At 63.8% G+C, this 26,024-nt stretch carries 23 protein-coding genes; 14 read left to right on the forward strand and 9 right to left on the reverse strand.

Translation table 11 applies throughout. The features are described from left to right. The first annotated feature begins 90 nt into the window (after positions 1–90). The 5 genes from FJ943_RS16805 (at position 91) to FJ943_RS16830 (ending at position 3,974) form a co-directional block, all read left to right on the forward strand. Positions 91–849 carry an SDR family NAD(P)-dependent oxidoreductase gene (locus FJ943_RS16805; RefSeq protein WP_140723088.1) on the forward strand — a complete coding sequence of 253 codons (759 nt, stop codon included), beginning with the start codon at positions 91–93 and terminating at the stop codon, positions 847–849. Next, positions 843–1,313, forward strand: coding sequence for a MarR family transcriptional regulator (locus tag FJ943_RS16810; RefSeq protein WP_140660590.1), 471 nt, complete (start codon positions 843–845; stop codon positions 1,311–1,313). Before FJ943_RS16805 ends, FJ943_RS16810 begins: the two co-directional genes overlap by 7 nt. After that, a complete protein-coding gene (locus FJ943_RS16815) occupies positions 1,310–2,122 on the forward strand; it encodes an enoyl-CoA hydratase family protein (RefSeq protein WP_140723091.1) in 813 nt (270 codons plus the stop codon). Before FJ943_RS16810 ends, FJ943_RS16815 begins: the two co-directional genes overlap by 4 nt. A gap of 231 nt (positions 2,123–2,353) precedes the next feature. After that, positions 2,354–3,502: an acyl-CoA dehydrogenase family protein gene (locus FJ943_RS16825; protein ID WP_140723094.1), complete on the forward strand. Its 1,149-nt coding sequence runs from the start codon at positions 2,354–2,356 to the stop codon at positions 3,500–3,502. Positions 3,503–3,578: 76 nt separating this feature from the next. Further along, positions 3,579–3,974: a RidA family protein gene (locus tag FJ943_RS16830; protein ID WP_135916832.1), complete on the forward strand. Its 396-nt coding sequence runs from the start codon at positions 3,579–3,581 to the stop codon at positions 3,972–3,974. A gap of 242 nt (positions 3,975–4,216) precedes the next feature. Here the strand turns inward: FJ943_RS16830 and FJ943_RS16835 are convergent, their stop codons facing one another. Further along, the gene (locus FJ943_RS16835; protein ID WP_140723096.1) at positions 4,217–5,308 is read right to left on the reverse strand and encodes an LLM class flavin-dependent oxidoreductase; all 1,092 of its coding nucleotides are present in this window, start codon (positions 5,306–5,308) and stop codon (positions 4,217–4,219) included. A 121-nt stretch (positions 5,309–5,429) separates the two neighbouring features. Here FJ943_RS16835 and FJ943_RS16840 point away from each other — a divergent pair, with 121 nt between their 5' ends. The 4 genes from FJ943_RS16840 to FJ943_RS16860 all read left to right on the forward strand — a co-directional run bounded on the left by FJ943_RS16840 (position 5,430) and on the right by FJ943_RS16860 (position 9,568). Next, positions 5,430–6,206 carry an HpcH/HpaI aldolase/citrate lyase family protein gene (locus FJ943_RS16840; RefSeq protein WP_140723099.1) on the forward strand — a complete coding sequence of 259 codons (777 nt, stop codon included), beginning with the start codon at positions 5,430–5,432 and terminating at the stop codon, positions 6,204–6,206. Between the two features lie 428 nt (positions 6,207–6,634). After that, entirely contained in the window at positions 6,635–7,432 is a 798-nt protein-coding gene (locus FJ943_RS16850) for an ABC transporter substrate-binding protein (protein ID WP_140614841.1), read from the forward strand. 160 nt (positions 7,433–7,592) lie between these two features. Continuing rightward, positions 7,593–8,267 (forward strand): amino acid ABC transporter permease, encoded by a 675-nt coding sequence (locus FJ943_RS16855; protein WP_015314096.1) that lies wholly within the window; start codon positions 7,593–7,595, stop codon positions 8,265–8,267. Between the two features lie 38 nt (positions 8,268–8,305). Next, positions 8,306–9,568 carry a cysteine desulfurase-like protein gene (locus FJ943_RS16860; protein WP_181174571.1) on the forward strand — a complete coding sequence of 421 codons (1,263 nt, stop codon included), beginning with the start codon at positions 8,306–8,308 and terminating at the stop codon, positions 9,566–9,568. 252 nt (positions 9,569–9,820) lie between these two features. On the opposite strand, the gene FJ943_RS16865 is transcribed toward FJ943_RS16860, so the two are convergent. The 5 genes from FJ943_RS16865 to FJ943_RS16885 all read right to left on the reverse strand — a co-directional run bounded on the left by FJ943_RS16865 (position 9,821) and on the right by FJ943_RS16885 (position 15,083). Further along, positions 9,821–10,651 (reverse strand): dipeptide ABC transporter ATP-binding protein, encoded by an 831-nt coding sequence (locus tag FJ943_RS16865; RefSeq protein WP_140714153.1) that lies wholly within the window; start codon positions 10,649–10,651, stop codon positions 9,821–9,823. After that, entirely contained in the window at positions 10,648–11,505 is an 858-nt protein-coding gene (locus FJ943_RS16870; RefSeq protein ID WP_015314099.1) for an ABC transporter ATP-binding protein, read from the reverse strand. The genes FJ943_RS16865 and FJ943_RS16870 overlap by 4 nt, the downstream gene beginning before the upstream one ends. Before the next feature lie 2 nt (positions 11,506–11,507). Next, a complete protein-coding gene (locus tag FJ943_RS16875; protein WP_174361976.1) occupies positions 11,508–12,362 on the reverse strand; it encodes an ABC transporter permease subunit in 855 nt (284 codons plus the stop codon). Between the two features lie 70 nt (positions 12,363–12,432). Further along, complete coding sequence (locus FJ943_RS16880) at positions 12,433–13,440, reverse strand: ABC transporter permease subunit (RefSeq protein ID WP_015314101.1); 1,008 nt, start codon at positions 13,438–13,440, stop codon at positions 12,433–12,435. Between the two features lie 50 nt (positions 13,441–13,490). Continuing rightward, a complete protein-coding gene (locus tag FJ943_RS16885; RefSeq protein WP_015314102.1) occupies positions 13,491–15,083 on the reverse strand; it encodes an ABC transporter substrate-binding protein in 1,593 nt (530 codons plus the stop codon). A 465-nt stretch (positions 15,084–15,548) separates the two neighbouring features. On the opposite strand from FJ943_RS16885, the gene FJ943_RS16890 reads away from it, so the two are divergent. Next, entirely contained in the window at positions 15,549–17,573 is a 2,025-nt protein-coding gene (locus FJ943_RS16890; protein ID WP_140723104.1) for a long-chain fatty acid--CoA ligase, read from the forward strand. Then, entirely contained in the window at positions 17,573–18,298 is a 726-nt protein-coding gene (locus FJ943_RS16895) for a methyltransferase (protein ID WP_140723107.1), read from the forward strand. Before FJ943_RS16890 ends, FJ943_RS16895 begins: the two co-directional genes overlap by 1 nt. On the opposite strand, the gene FJ943_RS16900 is transcribed toward FJ943_RS16895, so the two are convergent. Both FJ943_RS16900 and pgi read right to left on the reverse strand, forming a co-directional pair. Beyond that, positions 18,282–19,004 (reverse strand): HAD family hydrolase, encoded by a 723-nt coding sequence (locus FJ943_RS16900; protein ID WP_015314105.1) that lies wholly within the window; start codon positions 19,002–19,004, stop codon positions 18,282–18,284. The genes FJ943_RS16895 and FJ943_RS16900 overlap by 17 nt on opposite strands. A gap of 5 nt (positions 19,005–19,009) precedes the next feature. Continuing rightward, positions 19,010–20,686, reverse strand: a complete 1,677-nt coding sequence (gene pgi, locus FJ943_RS16905) for a glucose-6-phosphate isomerase (protein WP_181174572.1) — start codon at positions 20,684–20,686, stop codon at positions 19,010–19,012. A 304-nt stretch (positions 20,687–20,990) separates the two neighbouring features. On the opposite strand from pgi, the gene FJ943_RS16910 reads away from it, so the two are divergent. From FJ943_RS16910 to FJ943_RS16920, 3 genes are all read left to right on the forward strand, one after another. After that, the gene (locus tag FJ943_RS16910) at positions 20,991–22,484 is read left to right on the forward strand and encodes a PLP-dependent aminotransferase family protein (RefSeq protein ID WP_015314107.1); all 1,494 of its coding nucleotides are present in this window, start codon (positions 20,991–20,993) and stop codon (positions 22,482–22,484) included. Between the two features lie 191 nt (positions 22,485–22,675). After that, complete coding sequence (locus FJ943_RS16915; protein WP_140714163.1) at positions 22,676–24,259, forward strand: trimethylamine methyltransferase family protein; 1,584 nt, start codon at positions 22,676–22,678, stop codon at positions 24,257–24,259. A 58-nt stretch (positions 24,260–24,317) separates the two neighbouring features. Then, positions 24,318–25,547 (forward strand): aromatic ring-hydroxylating dioxygenase subunit alpha, encoded by a 1,230-nt coding sequence (locus tag FJ943_RS16920; RefSeq protein WP_140614851.1) that lies wholly within the window; start codon positions 24,318–24,320, stop codon positions 25,545–25,547. A 27-nt stretch (positions 25,548–25,574) separates the two neighbouring features. On the opposite strand, the gene FJ943_RS16925 is transcribed toward FJ943_RS16920, so the two are convergent. Continuing rightward, entirely contained in the window at positions 25,575–25,973 is a 399-nt protein-coding gene (locus FJ943_RS16925; RefSeq protein ID WP_140723113.1) for a hypothetical protein, read from the reverse strand. Positions 25,974–26,024: the final 51 nt, after the last annotated feature.

The following is a 26,024-nucleotide window of genomic DNA, read 5'->3' on the forward strand; positions in this document are numbered from 1 at the left end:
CATCGGGCCAATCGCCAGTCCCAGAATGTCTGTGCATGTCATGGCTTCGATCTGGCGCAAGAGGCAGCGCCGACCTTCGAGGATTGCCACATGATCGCGGGCAAGCACGCACTGGTCACCGGCGGCGGCTCCGGCGTCGGCCGGGCAATCGCGCTGGCACTGGCCGGCGCCGGCGTTGACGTGACCATCTGCGGCCGGCGGGAAACGGAGCTCGCAAAGGTCGCGGGTCAAAGCGGCCGCATCTTCACCATTGCCGCCGATGTCACGAGCGAGACCGAAACGGCGGCGCTCTACGCGCAGGCGGAGGCAGTGCGCGGACCGTTCGACATCGTCGTCGCCAATGCCGGCATGGCCGGCAGCACGCCGGCGCACAAGACCACGCTTGCCGACTGGCAGCGGACGCTCGAGGTTAATCTGACCGGCGCCTTCCTGACGGTGAAACCGGCGCTGGCCGGCATGGCCGCGCGCAACGCGGGCCGCATCGTCTTCATCGCCTCCACGGCAGGTCTGAAAGGCTATGCCTATGTCGCGCCCTACGTCGCGGCCAAGCATGGCGTCGTCGGCCTGATGCGGGCGCTGGCCGCCGAGACGGCGAAATCCGGTGTCACCGTCAACGCCGTGTGTCCAGGCTTCGTCGAGACCGACATGCTGGAGGAGTCCATCCAGCGCATCGTCGAAAAGACCGGCCGCTCGGCAGAACAGGCGCGGGCCAGTCTTGCCTCGACCAATCCGCAAGGCCGTTTCATCCAGCCGCGGGAAATTGCCGAAGCCGTGCTTTGGCTGTGTGGCGACGCGGCGCAATCGATCACCGGACAGGCGATTTCGATCTCGGGAGGTGAAACATGGTAGCCGGCCCCCTGCCCCTGCCATCGGGACCCGGCAAGGACCGGCTGCGCCTGTGGATCAGGCTGCTGCGCGCCTCGCGCACGATCGAGGCCGAACTGCGCGAGCGCCTGAAAAAGGAATTCGACACGACGTTGCCGCGCTTCGACGTCATGGCAGCACTTTACCGCGCGCCGGAAGGCATGCTGATGAGCGACCTGTCGCGCTTCCTGCTGGTGTCCAACGGCAATGTCACCGGCATTGTCGACCGGTTGGTTTCGGAAGGGCTGGTGGCGCGCGCGCGCCGCAATGGCGACCGCCGCACCTCGATGGTTCGGCTGACCGAGGAAGGTACGAAGTCCTTTGCCACCATTGCCGCCGCGCATGAGGGCTGGATCGGCGAATTGCTGGGCAAGGTCAGCGAGGAGGATGCGCGCCGGCTGACAGGCATGCTGACCTCGTTCCGCAGCAACTGGGAGGGACGCGAATGACCGCAATGGCCGGCCTCAAGCCGACGCATTTCCTGTGGGAGGTCGAGGGCAGGATCGCCAAGGTCCGGCTTGACCGGCCGGAGCGCAAGAACCCGCTGACCTTCGACAGCTATGCCGAGCTGCGCGACACGTTCCGCGATCTCGTCTATGCCGACGACGTCGACGCCGTGGTGTTCCTCTCCAATGGCGGCAATTTCTGCTCCGGCGGCGATGTTCACGACATCATCGGCCCACTGGTCAAGATGGACATGAAGCAGCTCTTGGCCTTCACCCGCATGACCGGCGATTTCGTCAAGGCGATGCTGAATTGCGGCAAGCCGATCATCGCCGCGGTCGACGGCGTGGCGGTCGGCGCCGGCGCCATCATCGCCATGAGTTCGGATATCCGCATCGCCACGCCGGAAGCCAAGACAGCGTTCCTGTTCACCCGCGTCGGTCTCGCCGGCTGTGACATGGGCGCCTGCGCGATCCTGCCGCGCATCATCGGCCAGGGCCGCGCCGCCGAACTGCTCTACACCGGCCGAACCATGACAGCGACGGAAGGCGAGCGCTGGGGGTTCTATAACAGGCTGGTAGCGGCAGACGTACTTGAGACCGACGCGCTCGACATGGCCGCCCGCATCGTCTCCGGCCCGACCTTCGCCCACGGCATCACCAAGACGCAGCTCAACCAGGAATGGTCGATGGGCCTCGACCAGGCGATCGAGGCGGAAGCACAGGCGCAGGCGATCTGCATGCAGACGCGCGATTTCGAACGGGCGTATCGGGCTTTCGTGGCCAAGGAAAAGCCGGTGTTCGAGGGGAATTGAGGATGAGCGGACTATCGGAGACGTTGGCGGGACAGCGCCCCCCTCTGTCCTGCCGGACATCTCCCCCTCTAGGGGGGAGATCGGCTGTCGCGTACGCTTTCGCAAATCGCCAACGTCGCGGGAAGGGCGCCGGCGCCGGCACTGCCAATCTCCCCACTAGAGGGGGAGATGTCCGGCAGGACAGAGGGGGGCGCCGTAGAGCGCAAGGCTCGAAGTACTGCGGAGGCACAAATGCCTGACCGCTCCTTCCTCAACTGGCCCTTCTTCGAAAGCCGCCATCGCGAACTCGCCGGGCATCTGGACGCCTGGTGCGCGAAAAACCTGCCGGTTGACCACCACGACGTCGACGCCGCCTGCCGCGAGCTGGTCGCGAAACTGGGCAGGGACGGCTGGCTGAAGCCGACGGCGCTCGATACGGACAACCCCGCACCACTCGACGTGCGCGCCCTGTGCATCACGCGCGAGACGCTGGCCCGCCACGATGGCCTCGCCGATTTCGCTTTCGCCATGCAAGGTCTCGGCACCGGCGCGCTCAGCCTGTTCGGCACGTCGGAGCAGCAGCAATGGCTTGCGAGGACACGCGCTGGCAAGGCGATATCAGCCTTCGCCCTATCGGAACCGCGTTCGGGATCTGATGTCGCCAACATGGAGATGGCGGCGACCCGTGACGGCGACAGCTATGTTCTCACGGGCGAAAAAACCTGGATATCGAATGGCGGCATTGCGGACATCTATGTCGTCTTCGCCTGCACCGGCGAGGCGCCCGGAGCCAAGGGGCTCTCTGCCTTCCTGGTGCCGGGCGATGCAAAGGGGCTCGGTATCGCCGAACGCCTGGAAGTGATCGCGCCGCATCCACTGGCGCGCTTGTCTTTCGACGGGGTGCGGTTGCCGACCTCGGCGCTGATCGGCAAGCCGGGCGACGGTTTTCGCATCGCCATGTCGGTGCTCGACGTGTTCCGCTCGACCGTCGGCGCGGCGGCGCTCGGCTTTGCCCGACGCGCGCTCGATGAAAGCATCAAGCGGGTGGCCGAACGCAAATTGTTCGGCGCGCCGATGGCCGAGTTGCAGATGGTGCAGGGCCATGTCGCCGACATGGCGCTCGACGTCGATGCCGCGGCGCTTCTGGTCTATCGCGCCGCCTGGACCAAGGACATGGGCGCTGCGCGGGTGACGCGCGAGGCGGCGATGGCCAAACTGTTCGCCACCGACAAGGCGCAGGAGGTGATCGACAAAGCGGTGCAGCTGCATGGCGGCGATGGTGTCCGCAAGGGCCATATCGTCGAGAGCCTGTATCGCGAGATCCGCGCGCTGCGAATCTACGAGGGCGCATCGGACGTGCAGAAGGTTGTGATCGCACGGCAAGTAATGGGCGCGGCCTGAACAGGTCGTGACCACGGACTGAAATGTTTTCGAGACGGATATTGCGGACCCGATATTGGACAGGCGGAGAGACGACATGCACGAGATCCTGCAGCCGGAAGGCTGGGCAAAACCGGTCGGCTACGCCAACGGCGTGGCCGCGCGCGGCAGGCTCGTCTTCGTGGGCGGACAGGTCGGCTGGAACGGGCAATGCCAGTTCGAGACCGACGATTTCGCCGGCCAGGTGCGGCAGACGCTTCAGAACATCGTCGCGGTGCTGGCCGAGGCCGGCGCGGAGCCACGGCACATCACCTCGATGACCTGGTATTTTACCGACAAGGCCGAATATCTCGGCAACCTCAAGGGGATCGGCGAGGCCTATCGCGAGGTGATCGGCCGGCATTTTCCAGCGATGGCCGCCATGCAGGTGGTGGCGCTGGTCGAGGACCGCGCCAAGGTGGAGATCCAGGCGACCGCCGTTATTCCGGAATAAACGCCCATCGCTTCGTCATCCTGGGGCGAAGCAAGGAGCGCAGCGACGCGGCGCAGACCCCAGGATCCATGCCGTGAAATCAAAGCGTTGCAGCGGTCCGGAATTCTGCTCCGCCGCACTCCGTCGCTAAGATCGCGGCATGGATCCCAGGGTCTCCGCGACGGAGCTTCGCTCCTGCTCCGCCCAGGGATGACGACGTTGAAATCCTGGCTAGGCCACCGATCATCCCCTTGGCATCGCTGCTACCCGCGAAGCCCGGCCTGCCTGAGCAACGGCAGTACGTGGTCGCAGAAATAGGGCAATTCCCTGGTGTAGTTGACGAAGGACAGGGCGATGCCTTGATAGCCGTGCTCCGCAATGGCGGCCATTTCGGCGACGATCGTCTGCGGCGTTCCAACCAGCGGATAGGTGCCGGCGCCGCCGGCGAAACGCTGCCGGTAGCGGTCATAGGCATGCGGGTCGTGCGACTGCGAGAATTCCTTCTTGCCGGCCATATGCGCATCGACCGCCTCGTGATCGGCCAGATCGACGGCATATCTGTTGTAATAGGCCTGCGCCTCTTCCATGGTCGGACGGCAGACGACATGGGCCACGGTGTAGACGCCGACCTGCCGACCAACCTTGTCGGCTCGCTCGCTGATGTCGGCGACATGCTTGCCGGCATCGGCCATCTCGGAAAAGGTCGTGAACAGGTAGTCGCAATGGGCCGCGGCGAAATCGCGGCCGGGGCCGCCGAAAGCGGCGTTCATGGTCACGGGGCGCGGAACCTGCAGGCTGGCCGGCCGGCTAACCGCCTCCTTGAGGTGATAATAGGTGCCTTCGTAGTCCAGCGGCTCCGCCGATGCATAGAGCTTCTCGAGGATCTCGATCCATTCGGCCGCCTGGTCGTAGCCCTTCTCGACCAGCGGCGTGCCGAACATGCCGAATTCCTTCGGGTTCCAGCCGCAGACGATGTTCAGGCCGGCCCGGCCCTGGCTGATGTGATCGACCGTCGCCAGCGCCTTGGCGGCATAGAGCGGATGCATCAGCGGCACGTGCACGGTCATGAACAGGCCGATCCGGTCGGTGGCCATGCTGAGTGCCGCCGCCCAGGTGAAGGTCTCGAAGGACCGCTCGCGCACCTTGTTGCGGCCGCCAAAGCCACGCCAGCGCGCGATCGGCAACATGAACTCCAGCCCGGCGCGATCGGCGATCCGGGCGGCCGTTAGATTGTCCTGCCAGCTCGCCGTCCAGCGTTCCGGCACATCCGATATGGCAAGGCCGCCATCGGCGTTGGTCGAGAAAACGCCAAGCTTCAGTTTGTTGGAGCCGTGCAGCGGATGTGCTTTGTTCATGTCGCGACCTCCCGGCGAAGATCGCACGCTACGGCTCCGCGAAAATATTTCAAGCATGAAATAGCTTAGCCCGGCCCCGGTTTGCCGATATGAATTTGGCGAGATGAGAAAAGGAATAGGCATGAGCGAGTTCCGCCAGAATTGCATCGGCAAGGCCAACCTCATCGGCTCCTTCGCTGCCATTCCTCACCCGGTCGCGGTCGAAGTGATGGCGCTGTCCGGCCTCGACTTCCTCTGCATCGACTGGGAGCATGCCCAGATCTCACGCGACATCATCGAGACCATGGTGCGCGCCGCCGATGTCCACCGCGTGCCGGCGATGGTGCGCGTTCCCGGCCACGCGCCCGAAGCCATCCAGGCGGCGCTGGACAGCGGCGCGCAAGGCGTGCTGGTGCCACGCGTCTCGACACCGGCACAGGCGGCAATGGCCGTGAAAGCATCCCGCTATCCGCCACGGGGCGAGCGCGGCGTCGGACCCGGCCGCGCGGCCGGTTATGGCTATCGCATTCCCGAATATCTGGCCGGCGCCAATGACAGGATCGTCGTGGCGGTCCAGGTCGAGACCGCCGAGGGATTGGCCAACATCGAGGCGATCGCTGATGTCGACGGCGTCGACGTGATCTTCGTCGGCCCCGGCGATCTCTCCGTGTCGATCGATGCGATCGGACCGAAGGGCGCCGACAAGCTCACGGACGCGATCCGCAGGATCGTCGGCGTGACGATCGCGCACGACAAGACCTCCGGCATATTCTGCGCCAGCCCGCAGGCCATCGGCCAATGGGCGGCAATCGGCGCCAGCTTCTTCGTCCTGGCCAGCGACACGATGTACCTGGGTGCGGGCGCCGCGGCCAATTATGCCGCCGCCCGGGCCGAACTGGCACGGGAGGACCCGCGCTAGCGCCCGGTTGCGCAAGCGATCAAGCCAGGAAACTTTTTAAGCTTAAAACTTTTGCCTTGAAAAGCGCCGCGCTTTGGATAAGCATTCAGGATGGATGGCGACTGTCGGCCTGGAGGGCTTTACGGGCAGTTGTCATGGTGCTCCGGGTGGGAGGGGTTTCAGTCCTTGTCGTTTGTGCAGCCCCAATCATCGACCAGCGCGCGCTACGCTTTCGATGGTGCGCGCGCTCAGCTCCACGACCTGCGTACCGAGACCATCGCCAACCTTTCGCGCGTGAATGCGTATGCGACCGCGACAAAATCGCGGCTGCGCTCGAGCGCATGGCCGCCATCATGAATTGACGCCCCGCTGGGAGGCGGGACGGCAAGAACCGTGCGGGCCAGCCCGCCCGATCAACAACCAGAGGGAACACCCCAGAGGGACCACCAATGAAGCTCAATCGTCGCAATCTCATCCTTGTCGCCGCGGCAATCGGCATCGCGGCCGGACCGGCAACCGCCTATGCCGCCGATGTGCTCAATGTCGGCGCCTACCCGACCAATCCGCCCTTTGAATACAAGAACGAGAGCGGCACGTTCGAGGGTTTCGAAGTCGACATCGTCAACGAGGCGGCCAAGCGCGCCGGCATGACCACCGACATCGCCGATCTCGGCTTCCAGGCGCTGTTCGCCGCGACCACTTCGAAGCGCATCGACGTCGCCATCTCCTCGATCACCATCACGCCGGAGCGGCTGAAGTCGCAGTCGTTCACCCAGCCCTATTATGATTCCGACATGGGTATCGCGACCAAGACCGACAGCGCGGTCAACGCCGAGGCGGACCTCAAGGGCAAGATCGTCGGCGTGCTCTCGGGCTCGACCGGCGAGACCTGGGTCAAGGCGCATCAGGAAGCCGACGGCTTCAGCGATGTAAAGGGCTATGACACGCAGCAGAACCTTTTGCTCGACCTCAGCGCCGGCCGTATCGACGCCGCCGTCAGCGACATTCCCGGCATGGAATATTCCTTTACGAAGATGAAGGACCTGAAGGTCAAGCAGCGCATCAAGACCGGCGAGCAGTACGGCCTGATGATGACCAAGGATCATCCGCTGCTCGGCAAACTCAACGACGCGCTGACGGCGATGAAGAAGGACGGCACGTTGGCCGCGATCCACAAGAAGTGGTTCGGCAGCGACGCGCCGGCCGATTCCTCGACCGTCAAGGAAATGCCTATGCCCAAGGCCTGAGCGGCGGCCAGACGGAATGCGTGCCGGCCCCAAGGGGTCGGCACGTCCCGTTTTTCACGCATGACCTTCCCGGGACTGGCATCCGTTCGGCAAAGCCGATCTTGATGTTCCGGGTCGGGCTCTGGCGTCAGATGACGCAACACCGTTCGGGAATGCCTCGATGTCGCTGATCGACACTTTCTTCAACGCCGACGTCATCGCATCGAGCCTGCCGGCGTTGCTGCGCGGCTTCCTGAACACGCTGCTGCTCGGCCTGCTCAGCATCGGCATCGGCATTCCCATCGGCCTGGTGATCAGCCTGTTGCGGCTCTATGCGCCGAAGCCGCTGCGCTGGCTGGCGGTCGGTTACACCGACATCTTCCGCGCCTTGCCGGTCCTGGTCGTGCTGATCCTGATCTATTATGCGCTGCCTTTCCTCGGCATACGCCTATCGTCCTGGGCGTCGGCGGTGACCGCGTTCGCCATTATCATGTCGGCCTATTCGGCGGAGGTGTTCCGTTCCGGCATAGAGAGCATTCCGCGCGGCCAGTTCGAGGCGGCGCAGGCGCTTGGCCTGCCGTTCCTTTTGACCTTGCGCAAAGTGGTGCTGCCGCAGGCGGTGCGCGTCGTCATCCCGCCGATGACCAGCAACTGCGTCTCGATGTTCAAGGACACGTCGCTGGCCTCCACCGTGGCGCTGCCGGAACTGCTCAAGGAAGCGACCAACGCACAGTCGCTCTACGCCAACCCCTCGCCGCTGATCGGCGCGGCGCTGGTCTATCTCATCTTCCTTTGGCCGATGGTTCGTCTCGTCAGCCTGCTTGAAGCCCGCTTCAAGACCGAGAAGACCCGCTGACCACTCACCACCCCGCAAGCACTTCGCAGGAGATATCCTTGAGCAATTCCCAGGTCACCGGCGGCTTTCCCGTCGACACTATCCGCGCCATGTTTCCTGCCCTGCAGCGGGCCGGCGATTTCATCTTCATGGACAACGCCGCCGGGGCGCAGATTCCGCAGAGCGTGCTCGACGCGGTGACCAACCATCTGGTCTCGCACAATGTGCAGCGCGGCGGCCGCTATGGCCGCAGCGTCACCGTCGACCAGTCGGTCGCCGATGCGCGGACAAGCGTCGCACTGTTGATCAATGCTTACAGCCCGGCGGAAATCTGCTTCGGCATGAACGCCACCTCCTTCATCCGCCTGGTCAGCCTCGGCATCGGCCAGATGCTTGGAGAACGCGACCAGATCGTCATCACCGACATGGACCACGACGCCAACATCGCCACCTGGCTGGCGCTGGAATCGGCCGGCGCCAAATTCAAGTGGTGGCGCATGCGTGAGGATGGCAACCTGCATGTCGACGATCTCAAGCCACTGGTTTCGGACCGCACGCGGCTGGTCGCCTGCACGGTGACGGCGCACTCGATCGGTTCGATCGTTGACGTCGCGTCGGTGGCGCAAATCGCCCAGGCCGCCGGCGCCGAAGTGTTCCTCGACTGCGTGCATTACGGGCCGCATGGGCTGATCGACGTGCAGGCCTGGGGCTGCGATTATCTCGTCTGCTCCGGCTACAAGAATTTCTCGCCGCATATGGGCTTTCTGTGGGGCCGCTTCGAGACGCTGAAGCGGCTGCCGACCTTCCGCGAGGATTTCATTCCGGACGAGCCTCCCTACAAGGTGGAAGCCGGCACCTTCATCTACGAGAACGTGTCGGGCATGGATGCCGCCGTGCAATATCTGGAACTGATCGGCCGCAATCTGGCGCCCTCCAACAACCGCTCGCGACGCGAAAACATCGTCGCCGGCATGGGCGCCATCCGCGACTACGAACTCATTCTGGCGCGCGAGATGATGGGCGTGCTGAAGGGCTGCGGCGCAACCATCTACGGTGTCGCCGACGAGGCGCGCATCAACGAGCGCGTGCCGACCTTCTGCTTCAATATCGGCAAGCTGTCGCCGCAGCGGATCGTCGAGGAAATGGCCGAGATGCAGATCGGCATCCGCGACGGCCACATGTACGCGCCGCGGCTGATGAAGCGCCTCAACCTGTCGATGGACAGCGGCGCCATCCGCGCCTCGCTGGTCCACTACAATACGGTCGAGGAGGTGCAAAAGTTCGGCGAGGCTTTGCGGGCTATTATCGCCAAGCTGTCGTGATGAGTCAGGCTCGCGGCAATCGCACCGATCGATCCGGGCCGTCGCGCTGCCCCTCATCCGCCTGCCGGCACCTTCTCCCCGTATAGTGACGGGGAGAAGAGGCTGGCCGCACCCTCGGCACCCTGCTCGCAATGTTGGTGGTGGCGAAACCGGCCGTGAGAGCGTTTTTCTCCCGGTCACTATACGGGGAGAAATGTCCGGCAGGACAATGAGGGGCGGCGCTGACGTCGGCCATTTGCATGGCTTGCGACCTTAGGCGGCCTTCTTCTTCGCCAGCCTCGCCTTGATGCTCGCCACGTCGGCGCGCGGTGTCGCGGCGAACAGCGTCCTGGTGTAGCTGTGCTTGGGGTCGGCGAAGACCTCGTCGCGCGGGCCGTATTCGACCGCCTCGCCGAAATACATCACCATCACGTCGTCGGCGATGTAGCGCACCACCGACAAATCGTGGCTGATGAAGACATAGGTCAGCTGGAATTCGTCCTGCAGGTCGGCGAGCAGGTTGAGCACCTGCGCCTGCACCGAGAGATCGAGCGCCGAAACCGGCTCGTCGAGCACCAGCAGGCTTGGGTTGAGCATCAGCGCACGGGCAATGGCGATGCGCTGGCGCTGGCCGCCCGAGAACATGTGCGGGTAGCGGTTATAGTGCTCGTGACCGAGGCCGACCTTCTTCAGCATCTTCATGGCGAGGTCACGCCGTTCGGCGGCTGGCTTGTCGGTGTTGATGAGCAGCGGCTCGCCCAGCACATCGCCGATCTTCTGGCGCGGATTGAGCGATCCGTAAGGGTTCTGGAAGACGATCTGCACCTTGCGGCGCATCTCCTTCGTCAATCCGCCTTTGGCGATATCGACCTTGTTGCCGTCGATGAAGAGCTCGCCCGACGTCGCGGGATCGATCAAGGTGATGATGCGGGCGAGCGTGGACTTGCCGCAGCCGCTTTCGCCGACGATGGCCAGCGTCTTGCCCTTGTCCACCGTGAAGGAGACGCCCTTGACGGCATGCACGGTGCGCGGCCCGGAGAACAGGCCGCCGCCGATATGGTAGTCGCGAACGATGTTCTTGCCTTCAAGGACGGTGGTGCTCATGCCGAGGCTCCCGCTGCCGAAGGGGCAGGCTCGAACAGCATGTCGGACACAGTCGGCAGCCGGTCGCCGACGGCGTTTTCCGGCAGCGCCGACAGAAGCGCGCGCGTGTAATTGCTTTTCGGCGATTCAAACAGCGACAGCACGTCGGCCTCTTCCATCTTGCGGCCCTTGTACTGGACGATGACGCGATCGGCGGTCTCGGCCACCACGCCCATATTGTGGGTGATCATGATCAGGCCCATGCCGTATTTGGCCTGCAGCGAGACCAGGAGATCGAGGATCTGCTTCTGGATGGTGACGTCGAGCGCGGTCGTCGGCTCGTCGGCGATCAAGAGCTTCGGATTGCAGGCGATGGCAATCGCGATCATGACGCGCTGGCACTGGCCGCCCGACATCTGGTGCGGAAAAGAGCTCAGCCGTTCTTCCGGATCGGCAATGCCGACCAGCTTCATCAGCTCGATGGCGCGCGCCCGGCGCTGGGCGCGATCCATGCCCATGTGAAAGCGCAACACTTCCTCGATCTGGAAGCCGACGGTGAAGCATGGATTGAGGCTGGCGATCGGCTCCTGGAAGATCATCGAGATGTCCTTGCCGACGATCTTGCGGCGTTCGGACGGGCTGAGCTTCAACAGGTCGACACCATCGAAAGCCATACGGTCGGCCTTGACCGTCGCGGTGTTGGGCAACAGCCCCATCACCGCCAGCATCGAAACCGACTTGCCGGAGCCGGACTCGCCGACGATCGCCAGCACCTCGCGCGGCTCGACCGAAAGGTCGATGCCTTGCACGGCCATGAACGGTCCGGCGGCGGTGTCGAAGGAAACGGTGAGGTTCTTGATCTCGAGCAGGGACATGCTCACGACCTCTTCAACTTGGGGTCGAGCGCGTCGCGCAGGCCGTCGCCGATCAGGTTGATGGCAAAGACGGTGATGAGGATGGCAAGGCCCGGGAAGGTCACCACCCACCAGGCGCGCAGGATGAACTCGCGCGCTTCGGCAAGCATGGTGCCCCATTCCGGCGTCGGCGGCTGCGCCCCCATGCCGAGGAAGCCGAGGGCGGCCGCCTCGAGGATGGCGTTGGAGAAGGACAGCGTCGCCTGCACGATCAGCGGGGCGATGCAGTTGGGCAGGATGGTGACCAGCATCAGCCTGAGATGGCTGGCCCCGGCGACCTTGGCCGAGACTACATATTCGCGGGTCTTCTCCGCCATCACGGCGGCGCGGGTGAGCCGGGCGAAGTGCGGCTGCAGCACGAAGGCGATGGCGATCATGGCATTGACGAGGCCTGGGCCGAGCACCGCGACCAGCACCAGGGCCAGCAGCAGCGACGGGAAAGCCAGGATGATGTCCATGATGCGCATGATCAGCGTGTCGACCCAGCCACGGCAGTAGCCGGCGAGCAGGCCGAGGATGACGCCGGAGATCAGTGCCGTGGTGACGACGACGAAGCCGATGGCGAGCGAGAATCGCGAGCCGTAAATCAGGCGCGAAAGCATATCGCGGCCGACGGCGTCGGTGCCGAGCAGGAACTGTGCGTTGCCGCCCGCCTGCCAGGCCGGCGGCGTCAGGAAGAAGTCACGGAACTGGTCATCAGGCGAATGCGGGGCGAGCAACGGCGCGAAGATGGCGATCAGGATCAGCAGGGCGAAGACGAAGAGGCCGATCACCGCGCCCTTGTTGATCGAGAAATAGTGCCAGAATTCGGCGAACATCTGCAGCCGCGCATCCTGCGGCTTGACGACGGTTGCGGCTTCGATGGTGGCTGGGCCTTCATTGGTCATGTCAATTCGCCCGGATGCGCGGGTTGATGACGGCATAGAGCACGTCGACGATAAGGTTCACCGACATGACGATCAGCGCGATCAAAAGCAACCCGCCCTGCACGGTGAAATAGTCGCGCTTGGAAATGGCATCAATCATCCACTTGCCGATGCCCGGCCACGAAAAGATGCTCTCGGTCAGGATGGCGCCGGTCAACAGCGTGCCGACCTGCAGGCCGATCGTGGTGACGACCGGGATCAGCGCGTTGCGGAAGGCATGCAGGCCGATGACGCGCCGCGGCGCCAGGCCCTTGGCGCGCGCGGTGCGCACATAATCCTCGCCCAGCACTTCGAGCATGGCCGAGCGGGTCTGCCTGGCGATGACCGCCAGCGGAATGGTGCCGAGCACGATGGTGGGCAAGATGAGGTGCGACACCGCCGAGCGGAAGGCGCCCTTCTGGCCCGAGATGAGGGAATCGATGGTCATGAAGCCGGTCACCGGCTTGAAGAAATAGAGAAGGTCGATGCGGCCCGAGACCGGCGTCCAGTGCAGCGTGCCGGAAAACACGATGATCAGCAGCAGCCCCCACCAGAAGATTGGCATGGAATAGCCGGCGAGCGCGGTGCCCATGGTCAGCTGGTCGAACCAGGAGCCGCGGCGGATGGCAGCGAAAATGCCGAAGGCGACACCGAAGATGACGGCGAAGATCATGGCGAAGATGGCGAGTTCGACCGTGGCCGGGAACCGCACCAGGAAATCCTTGAGCACCGGCGTCTTGGTTGAAAACGAGGTGCCGAAATCGCCGCCGAGGATATTGGTCAGATAGGTCAGATACTGTTGCCAGATCGGCAGGTCGAACCCGAACTGGTGCATCAGCGCCGTATGGCGTTCGGGCGACAGGCCACGTTCGCCCGCAAGCACCAGCACCGGATCACCGGGCAGGATGCGCACGAAGCCGAAAGCGAGGATGGTTATCCCGATGAAGGTCGGGATGATGAGGGCGAGCTTGCCGAGGATATAACGCAGCATGGCGGGCGAGGTGGGGCGGCGCCTTGTGGCGCCGCCCCGTTTCGCGAACCTTATTCGGCGATATCGACGCCGTCAAAGCGATGGATACCGAGCGGATCCATCGCAAAGCCGGAGACGGTCTTCTGCATCGGCATGAACACCTTGGAGTGGGCGAGCGTCGCCCACGGTGCCTGCTCCTTGAAGATGACCTGTGCCTGTTCGTAGAGCTTGGTGCGCTCGGCCTGGTCGGAAACCGTCTTGGCCTTGTTGATGAGCGCATCGAAGTCCTTGTTGCACCATTCCGCGCGGTTGTTCGAACCAACGGAAGCGCAGCTCAGGAGCACGCCGAGGAAGTTGTCCGGATCGCCATTGTCGCCGGTCCAGCCGACGATGACGGCGCCGTCGTGATCGACCGCGGAAGCGCGCTTGAGGTATTCACCCCAATCGTAGCTGACGATGTTGACGGTGACGCCGACCTTTGCGAAGTCCGCCTGGATCAGCTCGGCGGTGCGGCGCGCGTTCGGCATGTACGGACGCGAGACGGGCATCGCCCAGACGTTCATCTTGAGGTCCTTCACGCCGGCCTCTTCAAGCATCTTCTTGGCGGCATCCGGATCGTACGGGTCGTCCTTCACGTCCTTGTTGTAGGACCACATGGTCGGCGGGATCGGGTTGATCGCCACCTGGCCGGCGCCCTGGAACACCGCGTCGATGATGGCCTTCTTGTTGATGGCCATGTTGAGCGCCTTGCGGACACGCACGTCGTCGAACGGTTTCTGCTGGGTGTTGTACATCAGCGCGCCGACGTTGAGGCCTTCCTGCTCCGCGACCGTCAGGTTCGCATCAGCCTGCAGGCCGGCAATGTCGGCCGGTGCCGGGTAGGACATGATGTTGCATTCGCCGGCCTTCAGCTTCTGCGCGCGCACCGCCGGATCGGTGGTGATGGCGAAGACCAGATCGTCGATCTTCTGCTTGCCGCCCCAATAGTCCGGGTTGGCCTTGTAGCGGATGGCGGCGTCGGTCTGGTAGTCGACGAAGATGAACGGCCCAGTGCCGACCGGCTTCTGGTTGAACAGTTCAGGCGTCTTGTCGGCCTGCAGCTTGTCGGCATATTCCTTCGAGACGATCGAGGCGAAATCCATGCCCAGGGTCGGAATGAAGGTGATTGCCGGTTCCTTGAGGGTGAACTTCACCGTCAGGTCGTCGACCTTCTCGACCTTGGTGATGTTGTCGCCGAACTGGTCATTGTAATACTGGTAGGCGATGCCCGGTATGTACTGGAACCAGGGGCCGTTCTTGTCGACCTGGCGCTCGAAAGAGAACACCACGTCGTCGGCGTTCAGGTCGCGGGTCGGGGTGAAGTAGTCGGTGGGCGCGAACTTGACGCCCTTGCGCAGCTTGAAGGTATATTCCTTGCCGTCGTCGGAAATGGTCCAGCTGTCCGCCAGGCCGGGCGAGACCGAGGTCTTGCCGTGATCGAATTCGACAAGGCGATTGAACACGGTGCGCGAGGACGCGTCGAATGTCTGGCCCGCGGTATACGGCGCCGGGTCGAAACCCTCCGGCGACGCTTCAGCGCAATAGACCAGAGTTTTCGCGTTGGCCACGCCGCCCAGGACGCTTGCAGCCAGCAACGCGGCTGCAAAAGTCAATTTCTTCTTCATTGAGCACTCCCTGATGTTCTTCCAAGCCCCTCTATCAGGCTCGCGAAGCGCGCATATAAGCACCGTTTTTCCGGGTTTGGAACACCCCGTTTGCTTACCCCGCGGGAAGCAGGAAAAAAATCCGCAATTTTGCTAAATGGCAGAAAAAATTAGCACTTTTTTCTATTCACGATATTTTTAACGACCGCATTTTTTTATTGATCAGACGTCCGGCGACAAGGGTGCCGCGCCCAGTATTCATCCGCCGCCGGTGCGGAAAGATGCCGTTCCAGCCGTGGCCGGCGGGAAAGGTTTTCGGCGGCAAATCTTTCGGCATCCTGCCGCTAGGGCAAGACTTGCACCGCCGCCGATAGAGGCAATACATAGATAAACAGGCGGCACAGCGGAGGGACGTCTCCATCAATCCGGAGGCGGCGCGGTAGGGGCCAGCGAGAACAGGCGACCAGGGTTGTCGAGGAGGAACGGGTGGCAAAAGCATCGAAGGCGCCGGTGAAAGCGTCGGCCAAGGCGGGGCCTAGGCCAGCCGCCGGCGGCGACGGGCAAGGCAAGGCCGCGGGCAAGGCCGCGACCGCGAAGGCGGCGGCCGGCAAGAAAGCACCCGCGGCAAAAGCCGTGGCCACCGCCAGGACCGCCGCGAAGCCGGCGTCGAAGGCCGCGCCGGCAAAGGCGCCCGCGACCAAGGCCGGATCGGGCAAGGCCGGAACAGGCAAAACCGCGACGACGAAGAGTTCGCCACCAGCGAAGGCTGCACCGGTCTCCAAGCCAGCCACAGCGACCAGCCAACGGCTGCCGAAGGCGCTCACCGAACTCGCCGCCGGCCTGCCGCAAAAGCCATGGCTCAACAGCTATCCCAAGAACATGCCGGCCGAGATCGGCGCCCTTCCCTACGGTTCCATCGGCGACTTCCTCGTTGGCGCCTGCAAGCAGTTCGCCGGCCAGCCGGCTTTCACGTGCATGGGCAAGTCCATTACCTACGCGCAGCTCGAACAGTCTTCGGCGGCCTTCGGAGCCTACCTGCAGTCCACAGGATTGCAGAAGGGCGCGCGTGTCGCCCTGATGATGCCGAACGTGCTGCAGTATCCCATAGCGATGATGGCGGTCGCCCGCGCCGGCTTTACGGTGGTGAACGTCAATCCGCTCTACACGCCGCGCGAACTGGAGCATCAGCTCAAGGATTCCGGGGCGCAGGCCATCGTCATCCTCGAAAACTTCGCCAACACCCTGCAGGCGGTCGTCGCCAGGACCTCGGTCAAGCACATCGTCGTCGCGGCCATGGGCGACCTGCTCGGCGGCCTGAAGGGCTCGATCGTCAATCTGGTCGTGCGCCGCGTCAAGAAGATGGTGCCGGCCTGGTCATTGCCTGGCCATGTCAAGTTCAACGCGGCCCTCAAGGCTGGCCGCGGCATGGCTTTCAAGCCGGCCACGGTGGCCGCCAGCGATGTCGCCTTTCTGCAATATACCGGCGGCACCACCGGAATCTCGAAAGGCGCGACCCTCTCGCACAGCAATGTGCTGGCCAATGTCGCGCAGAATGCGCTGTGGCTGCAGGACGCCTACACCGTCAAGCCAAAGCCGGCGCATCTCAACCTCGTCTGCGCACTGCCGCTCTACCATATCTTCGCGCTGACGGTGAATGCGCTGATGGGCATGCAGATGGGCGGCCAGAACATACTGATCCCCAATCCGCGCGACATTCCCGGCTTCGTCAAGGAAATGGGCAAGTATCCGATCCATATCTTTCCGGGCCTCAACACGCTGTTCAACGCGCTGCTCAACAATGAGGACTTTCGCAAGCTCGACTTCAAGCCGCTGCTCTTGACGCTTGGCGGCGGCATGGCGGTACAGAAGGGTGTCGCCGAGCGCTGGAAGGCGCTGACCGGTTGCCCCATCAGCGAAGGCTACGGTCTTTCGGAGACCTCGCCGGTGGCGACGGCCAACAAGTTCAGCTCCGGCGAGTTCACCGGCACTATCGGCCTGCCGCTGCCCTCGACCGAAATCGCCATTCGCGACGACGACGGCAACAACGTACCGCTCGGCGAAGTCGGTGAGATCTGCATCAGGGGACCGCAGGTGATGGCCGGTTACTGGAACCGGCCGGACGAGACCGCCAGGGTGATGACCAAGGACGGCTTCTTCAAGTCCGGCGACATGGGCTTCATGGACGATCGCGGCTTCACCAAGATCGTCGACCGCAAGAAGGACATGATCCTCGTCTCCGGCTTCAACGTCTATCCGACCGAACTCGAGGAAGTCGTGGCGGCGCATCCCGGCGTGCTCGAAGTGGCGGCGATCGGCGTGCCGGACGAGCATTCGGGCGAAGTGCCGAAACTGTTCATCGTCAAGAAAGACCCGGCCCTGACCGCCGAGGCCATTACCGCCTTTTGCCGCGAGAACCTGACCGGCTACAAGCGGCCCAGATACATCGAGTTCAGGACCGAATTGCCGAAGACGCCGGTCGGCAAGATCCTGCGGCGGGCGCTGCGCGAATAGTGGGTCTCGTCAACGACGATACGCCGGACCGGCGCCCGCGCCTCGACCCGGCGGAATTCATCAAGGCGAACATGCGCCTGGCATCGGTGCCGGCGCTTCCCGAAATCTGGCTTTATAGCGCCCACCCGAGCAGCGGGCTGAGGCGCCTTGCTGAAGGCGATGACGCCGATTCGCAGGAGCCGCAACCGCCCTATTGGGCCTATGCGTGGGCAGGCGGTGCCGTGCTGGCGCGCTATGTGCTGGACCATCCGGAGATCGTGGCGGGCCGCCGCGTGCTCGACCTTGGAGCCGGCTCCGGCCTTGTCGGCATTGCCGCCGCGAAGGCCAGCGCGTGTGAGGTGATGGCCGCCGAGGTCGATCGGAACGGCGTTGCCGCGCTGGCGCTGAATGCAGCGGCCAATGGCGTCACGATCACGATAATGGGGAACGACATCACCACCGGGCCACCGCCCGCCGTGGACCTGGTGCTCGCCGGCGACGTGTTCTACGGGCAAGGTGTCGCCTTGGGGATGATGCCTTTCCTCGACCGCTGCGTCGCCGCCGGCATCGAGGTGCTGGTCGGCGATCCGGGCCGGGCCTATCTGCCGCGCTCGCGGCTGCGGCTGCTTGCCGAATACAAGGTGCCGGATTTCGGCGAGGCGAAAGACGCCGCGCTGAAGCCGAGCGCTGTCTTTCGCCTCCAGCCCGAACAGTACGCCGCCCTGCCGATCAGACCGTCTCCTTGACCCGCGTCGAAAGGAAATCCGGCAGATCGGCAACCGAATCCAGGATGACATCGGCGATCTCGGCCAGCGATTCGCGCGTGCCGGTGCCGGAGAGCACGCCCACCGCCAGGCCGCAGCCGCCGGCACGCGCCATTTCGAGATCGTGCCTGTTGTCGCCGACCATGGCGATCTCAGACGGCTTGAGCCCCGTAAGATCGCAAAAGGCCTGGATGGTGTCGGGGGCGGGCTTGGGGTTGGCCACCGCGTCATAGCCATAGGCGGCTTCGAACAGTTGCGCGACACCCAGCGTGACAAGCGTCTTTTCCGCGCCGCTGGTCGAATCGTTGGTGGCGACGCCAAGCCGGTAGGATCGCCTGTGCAGCAGAGCCAGCGTGTCGGCGATGCCTGGCAGCGCCACCGCCATCGTCGAGCCCTGCACCGAGGTGATCTCGTTGAAACGGGCAACGGCCAGCATCTGGTCTTCATTGGACAGGCGCGGGAACCACAGTTCGACAACGTCGAGATTGGTGCCGGAGGCAAAGATGGAATCGGGCTTGAAGCGCCGGTTGGCGAAATCGAAGCCCGCGGCCGCGAGCAGCCTGTCGGCTTTCCAGCGGTCGCCGTCGGCCGCGTCCATGGCCATGAAGTCGGCGACGCCGAGCCAGGTCGCGTTGAAGTCGACAAGCGTTCCGTCCTTGTCGAACAATATCCCCTTGATGTCAGCCAAGCGCTTCACTCCGAACCACGCAATTGGTGGATGCGTTCCACAAGGCCCCTGGTCGAGGCGTCCCGGTTTGCGGCGCTTTCCTTGCCTTCCACGACAGGCAGGAGGCCGGTGGCCAATTCCTTGCCGAGTTCGACGCCCCACTGGTCGAAGGAGTTGATGTTGAACAGCGTGCCCTCGACGAAGACGCGGTGCTCGTAAAGCGTGATCAGCCGGCCGAAGGTGCGCGGGTCGAGCTTGCGGTAGAGAATGGTCACCGAGGGCCGGTTGCCGGAGAAGACACGATGCGGCGCGATACGGTCGACATCGGCCGGCTTCATGCCCTTGGCCAGCATCTGCGCGCGCGCCTCTTCCAGCGTACGGCCCTTCATCAGCGCTTCCGACTGCGCCAGGCAGTTGGCGAGCAGCAGGTCATGCTGATGCTTGAGATCAGGCTCGTGGCCGACGGCGGCGGCCAGGAACTCGACGGGGATCAAATCGGTGCCCTGGTGCAGCAGCTGGAAGAAGGCGTGCTGGCCGTTGGTGCCTGGCTCGCCCCAGACCAGCGGCCCGGTCGGCGTCGTCACCGGCGTCCCGTCAAGGGTAACGCTCTTGCCGTTCGATTCCATGTCGAGCTGCTGCAGATAGGCCGGCAGCCTGGACAGGCGCTGATCGTAGGGGATGACCGCGCGGGCCGGATAGCCGCAGACCACGCGGTGCCACCAGCCGACCAGCCCGAGGAGCGCCGGCAGGTTTTTCTGGAGCGGCGCAGTGCGGAAGTGTTCGTCCATTTCGTGCGCGCCGTCGAGGAAAGCGCGAAAATTCCTTGGGCCGACGGCGATCATGACCGGCAGGCCGATCGCGCCCCACAGCGAATAGCGGCCGCCGACCCAGTCCCAGAAGCCGAAGACGCGATCCGGCTCGATGCCGAACTTGGCCACCAGGTCGAGCGCGGTCGAGACGGCGGCGAAATGCTTGCCCACGGCCTCCTTGCCGAGCGCCTTCTGCACCCAGTCGCGCGCCGTCTGCGCATTGGTCATCGTCTCGACCGTGGTGAAAGTCTTGGAGGCAATGATGAACAGCGTGGTTTCGGCGGACAGCCCCTTCAGCGTGTCGTGGATGTGAGCGCCGTCAATGTTGGAGACATAGTGGGCGCGCGGGCCGTCATGATATGGGGCGAGCGCCAGCGTCGCCATGGCCGGACCAAGGTCGGAGCCGCCAATGCCGATGTTGACGATATCGGTGATCTTCTTGCCGGTGGCGCCTGTTGCCTTGCCGGAGCGAATGGCATCGGCGAAGGCGCCCATGGCGTCGAGCACGGATATGACTTCCGCCTTGACGTCCTGGCCGTCAACCGTGACGCCCTTGCCGCTCAGGTTGCGCAGCGCCGTGTGCAGGACGGCGCGGTCTTCGGTGATGTTGATCTTCTTGCCGGCGAACATGGCGGCGCGACGGCCTTCGAGATCGGCTGCGGCGGCGAGCTTCTCAAGGAAATCCATGGTCGTCGCGTCGACGGCGCATTTCGACCAGTCGAGCAGGAGGTCGCCGTCAGCGGCGGAGAATGTCTTGAAGCGCTGTGGATCGGCGGCAAAGGCCTGGCGCATGTCGCCCGGGGCCGCGGCGCGATGGTCGCGCAGGGCGGCAAGCTGTTTCTGGAAGGCTGACTGATCCACTGGCGGGGACTCCTGGCTTTTTCGACGCACCATATCAGACCGGATGTTTCCGGCGCGTGTCGTCGCGCCCCAACTATTGAGCCGAAATCCATCCGGTCAATACGCGGCGATGACGCAGCACATCACGATGCGATGACACAATGTATCGAGCAAGGAGGTGGGTATCGAGGAGCGAGGTGGTGTCGAGAGCGAGGGGCCGCGCCTTATTTCGAGCTTGAAGGATCACTGGCATAAATCCCAAAGATCAGAAAAATTGATTGGCGCAACCCCTTGTGCCACGGTTACGTTCGGCTGGTCCAGCCAAGCGAAAAAAGCTGGCCATCGAGGAACATCTTCCATGCCACAGAGAAACGACACGGCGATATGGTCCGGCCTGTTCCGGATTTCGGCTGAATCCGGCCAGACCCTGCAGGCGCAGATCCGCCAAGCCATCGTGGCCGCGATTCTCGACCGCCAGATCGCCGCTTCGATGCCGCTGCCTTCCTGCCGTATCCTGGCCGAAAAACTCGGCGTCGCACGCGGAACGGTGGTGCTGGCATTCCAGCAGCTCGTCGACCAGGGTTTCCTGGTGGCGCGCGAGCGGCGCGGCCATTTCGTCAATCCGGACGTGCTGGCGACACCCGCCAAGCCGCACCAGAAAGCACCCGACCAGGCCAACGAGATCGACTGGAAGGCGCGCCGGCAGATCGCGGCAAGCGACATGCCGCCGCCCGCCAAGCACGAGAACTGGATCAAGTCCTCCTACCCCTTCGTGTACGGCCAGTTCGACCCGGCGCTGTTCCCGACCGCCGAGTGGCGCGAGTGCAACCGCATGGCGCTGGCCGTGCTGGAGATCCGCAACTGGGCGTCCGACATGGTCGACCGCGACGATCCGCTGCTGATCGAGCAAATCCAGGCACGGCTGCTGCCCCGGCGCGGCATCTTCGCCAATCCCGACGAGATCATCGTCACGCTGGGCGCCCAGAACGCGCTCTATATGCTGGCCTCGCTGCTGATGACCAAGGGCTCGAAAGTGGCGATGGAGGATCCAGGCTATCCCGACGCACGCTCGATCTTCCGGCTCGCGGGCGCCGACATCGAGCCGGTGCCAGTGGACCAGTCCGGTATCGTAACCTCTTCTATTCCCAATGATTCCGGCTTCGTCTTCGTCACCCCCAGTCATCATTGCCCGACCATGGTGCCGTTGTCGGCGGAGCGGCGGCAGGATCTTCTGGCGCGCGCCAACCGGCACAACCAGATCATCATCGAAGACGGCTATGACAGCCAGCTTCTCGACGAGGCGCCGCAGCAGGCATTGAAGAGCCTCGACCGTTCCGGCCGCGTCGTCTATGTCGGCTCGATGTCGAAGACGCTGGCCCCGGGGCTGCGGCTTGGCTACATCGTGGCTTCCGCTGGACTGATCGCCGAACTCAGGGCGCTGCGCCGCTTCATGCTGCGCCATCCGCCGGCCAACAATCAGCGCGCCGTGGCGCTGTTCCTGTCGCTCGGCCATCACGAAGCGCTGGTGCGGCGGCTGTCGAGCGCCTTCGACGAGCGGCGCAAGCGGCTGGTCCATGCGATTTCGGCCTTCCTGCCGGAATGGCGCTCGACCGACTCGGCCGGCGGCACGTCGCTGTGGCTGGAAGGGCCCCGCGGCACCGATTCCCGCGGTTTGGCCGAAGCCGCGGCCTCGCGCAGCGTCATCATCGAGCCCGGCGACCGCTTCTTCGACCGCACCGAGAAGCCTTCGCGTTTCATGCGGTTGGGCATTTCCTCTATCGCTCTGCAGCACATCGAGCCCGGCATCCGGGAACTCGCCACCGCAGCCGGACGCAGGCCGGCCGCCGCCTGATCCATCAAGCCGATTTCGTGACCGGAGCCGCTTCTCAGCGGCTCCGGTTTGTTTTAGGTCTGGCACATGTAGCTGGGCCAGCTGGCTCATAGGATGGGCCAGTGCCGGCGGCATAGTCGGCGTCAGAGAAGAAGCAGGTTGATGGTGGACCAACCGCCACGAGCTCCTGCCGGTAGAGGTGGAGTGCTTCCATGCCAGTGGCTGTCGAAAAGCAGGACATGCCGGCGAACCGTCGTCCACAACGCTCCGGCGACCGCGAAACGGGACGTGCGGTGAAATCAGCCATTCCACCAAACGGGCCACTACACCAAGCCATGGAAGGCGGCAGTTACGGGCCATTGCGCGGAAACGACTGCGAGCGCATTCATGAGGGCGTGCTGACGCTTCTGGAAACGGTCGGCTTCGCCAACGCCATCCCGTCCTGCATAAAAGTCCTGACCAAGGCTGGCGCCATCCATGGCGACGATGGCCGCATCCGTTTCCCCCGTGCGCTCGTACTCGACACCATCAAGCGAGCCGCGCGGCATTTCACGCTGCATGGCCAGGACCCCAGGCACGACATGGTGATCCAGGGCAAGCGCGTCCATTACGGCACGGCGGGTATCGCCGTGCATCTGGTGGATCTCGAAAAACGCGAGTATCGCGAATCGAAGCTGCAGGACATCTATGACGCCGCCCGCATCGTCGATGGACTGAGCAACATCCATTTTTTCCAGCGGCCGATGGTGGCGCGCGACATCGCCGACCCGCTCGATATGGATTTCAACACGCTCTACGCCTGCGTGATGGGGACGTCGAAGCATGTCGGCACGTCCTTCACCGTGCGCGAGAATGTGAAGCCGGCGCTCGAAATGCTCTATGCCATCGCCGGTGGCGAGGAGAATTTCCGCGCCCGGCCATTCGTTTCCAACTCCAACTCCTTCGTCGTGCCACCGATGAAGTTCGCCGAGGATGCCTGCGGCGTGCTCGAGGCCTGTGTCGAAGGCGGCATCCCCATCCTGCTCCTCTCCACCGGCCAGTCCGGAACAACCGCTCCGGCGGCGATGGCCGGCGCGGTCGCGCAGGCAGTGGCCGAAGTGCTGGCTGGCCTGGTATATGTCAACGCACTCAAGCCGGGACATCCGGCGATCTTCGGCGCCTGGCCGTTCATGTCGGACCTGCGCACCAACACCATGGCCGGGGGCTCGGCCGAACAGGCGGTGGTAACGGCGGCCTGCGCGCAGATGGCGCAATTCTACGACCTGCCCGGCGGCTCGGCCGCCGGCATGACAGACTCGAAACTGCCCGATATCCAGTCCGGCTACGAGAAGGGCATCACCAATGTGATGGCCGGCCTCTCGGGCCTCAACCTCGTCTACGAATCGGCCGGCATGCATGCCTCGCTGCTCGGCTTCTGCCTGGAAAGCCTGATCATCGACAATGACATGCTTGGCCATTGCTTGCGCTGCGCACGCGGCATCGAAGTGACGGACGAAGCGCTCTCGATCGACACCATCGCCGATGTCTGCCTCAAGGGTCCGGGCCATTATCTTGATAACGAGCAAACGCTCAAGTCGGCCCGGGCAGAGCGTTTTTATCCCGCCTTCGGCGACCGTTCCTCACCGAAGGAATGGAACGAAAAAGGCCGCCCTGATATATTGGCCCGGGCGATCGACGAAAAGAAGCGCATCCTTGCGGAACGATTTCCGCGGCACGTGCCCAAGCTGGTCGACGACAGATTGCGCGCCCGCTTCGGCAACCTGATCCACCTGCCGCGAGCGAGCATGGGCGGCTAGCCAGAAGACCGACATACAGATAGCCACCGACAGAACCAACCATTGGGCAGAACGACAAATGAGCGTCTATCCTATCCAGCAAGCCGCAAATACCGAAGATGCCATCGATCGGCTGGTGGCCTCGCACCGGCCAGGCTACGGCCTGACGCGCCCATTCTACCACGACCAGGATATTTTCGAGCGGGACATGGAACGTCTGTTCCGCCGCCATTGGCACTGCCTGGCGCATGCCAGCGTCATTCCCAACCCCGGCGACTTCGAACTGTTCAAGCTCGGTGACGAGGCGGTCATCCTGTCGCGTGGCATGGATGGCACCGTGCATGCCATGCTCAATGTCTGCCGCCATCGCGGCGCCGAGGTCTGCACCAAAGAGAAGGGCAACGCGAAAGTGTTCGTCTGCCCGTACCATGCATGGACCTATTCCAATGACGGCTCGCTGCGCGCCGCCAGGCTGATGCCGAAGGATTTCGACCGCACCGCGCACGGGCTGAAGAAGCTCCATGTCCGCGTCGCGACCGGCCTTGTCTTCATCTCCTTCGCCGAGACGCCGCTCGATTTCGATCCGATCGAGCAATCCTTGCGCACGAGTTGCGGACAATATGGTTGGGGCGATGCCAAGGTGGCCTATCGCCAAAGCTATCCGCTCGACGCGAACTGGAAGCTCGCCGTCGAAAATTACGTCGAATGCTACCATTGCGGACCGGCACATCCCGAATATTCGCAGACGCACGCGCTGGAAAAGCCCGCGGAAATGATCGAGCAGCTCAATGCCGCGATGGAACAGCGGACCTGCGCTCTCGGTATCGAGATCGGCAGCGGCGATCGCTGGCAGAATTCGGCCGCCGGCCAGGAGGCGATCCACACCTTCCGCTACGCGCTTTACGACGGCGTTTCGAGCGGAAGCCGGGACGGCTCCCCCGTCGCGCCACTGATGGGCCGCTTCACCGACTATGACGGCGGCGTCACCTCCATCCATCTTGGCGGCACGACTTTCCTCGTCTGCTACCCCGACCACGGGATGATCTACCGATTCATCCCGAAAACGGCTCAGACCTGCGAGATGGAACTGATCTGGCTGGTGCGCGGCGACGCTGTCGAAGGCCAGGACTACGATCTGGAAAAACTGACCTGGCTGTGGAAGGTCACCACGGACGAGGACAAGAAGATCATCGAGCATACGGCGCGCGGCGTACGCTCGCACTATTTCGTGCCCGGACCGATCGCGCCGATGGAGTACAACGAGTTGCGTTATATCGGCTGGTATCTCCAGGAGATAAGCCGGGCTTAGCGTGGTTTCAGCGTTTCACGAAAGCACTCAGTCGGCGCCCAGCCGGAAGCGCTCAACCACCTCGGCGTTGATCAGCTTGGCGTGCAGTGCCATCAGCACGATCTGCGCATCGAGATCGTCGCCGGTTTCGAGAGCGGCCTCGATCCGGCGCTCCGCGTCGAGCCGCTGCTGTGGACCTTGCGCACGCTCGAAGGTTTCCGGTCCCGCGATGCAGTAGCTGAACAGGTTCGCTACCCGCGGATAGGCCTGCGGCGGCGGCTCCTCGGGCCAGTGGTCCCTCATCAGATTGACGATGGTTAGTTTCACCCCTTCGGGCACGAGGGCGGGATGCAGGTCGGCGCCACGCAAGGCGGCATCGAGCTGCCGCAAATCACCCGAGCGGCCGAACATGCCGAGAAAGCCGAGGGAAGAGCGTCGTCCCGCCATTGCTGGTCCAATCCGTTTTCCACCAGTTAGGTGGTTCGGAAGCGGAATACA

It is taken from the genome of Mesorhizobium sp. B2-3-10 (assembly GCF_006442275.1).
Taxonomy (GTDB): domain Bacteria; phylum Pseudomonadota; class Alphaproteobacteria; order Rhizobiales; family Rhizobiaceae; genus Mesorhizobium; species Mesorhizobium australicum.